We start from the raw sequence: 480 nt of genomic DNA, 5'->3' as shown, positions 1-480 counted from the left end.
AACGGCCTGCTCAGCGAATATACGTGGCGGGAGATAGCGGATTTGCCCCGCGTGGTGGCATACCGCAACAGTGCGGGCGAGCAGCTTACGCTGGAGTATGACTTTCCGGGGCGGCGCAGAACGGCGCGCCGGGATGACGGTTGCTGTGCACAATGGGAGCTGGACGAAGACGATCAGGTCGTCCGCTTTACCGATTACGATGGGCGGGAAACGGCGCAGCGTTACAGCGATGGCGAGCTGTGCGAGGTCATCCTGCCCGGTGGTGCGAGTCGCACAACCACGTGGGACAATTACGGTCGCCTGCTCAGTGAGACTGACCCGCTGGGCCGGGAAACCCACTACCAGTGGTACCGGCTGACGGATAACGTGACGCAAGTGACGTATGCGGATGGCAGCAGCGAGCTGAATCTGTACGACGACCTTAACCGGCTGGTGGAGGAAACGGACGCACTGGGGAACCCGACGCGTTATCACTACCCC

1 pseudogene is annotated in these 480 nt (G+C 61.9%); it reads left to right on the top strand.

Annotated elements, in window-relative coordinates:
* Window positions 1–480, top strand: a pseudogene (locus FDP13_RS21490) (RHS repeat protein); the annotation flags it as partial.

This window comes from Dickeya sp. ws52 (genome assembly GCF_007210685.1).
GTDB classification, from domain to species: domain Bacteria; phylum Pseudomonadota; class Gammaproteobacteria; order Enterobacterales; family Enterobacteriaceae; genus Dickeya; species Dickeya chrysanthemi.
This window is presented reverse-complemented; position numbering and strand designations above follow the sequence as displayed.